Consider the following 201-nt stretch of genomic DNA (forward strand, 5'->3'; position numbering starts at 1 on the left):
ATATAGAAATTGCTGTTTTAAACGACTTTAAACCTAACATCGAACGAACTCGCTTTTTAATAAACCGGTGGTCTTGTTCCACTATATTATTGAGATATTTAGCTTGCCTTAGTTGCATGCCTTCAGGCATATGTTTCTCTTCTTTCAACTCTTGAATCGCTACAGGATAAGCAGGGTTTTTATCTACTGTTATCACGCGAG

Annotated in this window: 1 protein-coding gene; it reads right to left on the reverse strand. The window is 36.8% G+C overall.

Features of this window, described 5'->3' with window-relative positions; all coding sequences use genetic code 11:
- A partial coding sequence (locus B5P40_RS32080; RefSeq protein ID WP_142936384.1) for a DDE-type integrase/transposase/recombinase occupies window positions 1-201 on the reverse strand: 201 nt, incomplete at both ends.

This window comes from Bacillus sp. SRB_8, assembly GCF_003264205.1.
Taxonomy (GTDB): Bacteria; Bacillota; Bacilli; order Bacillales; family Bacillaceae_G; genus Bacillus_A; species Bacillus_A mycoides.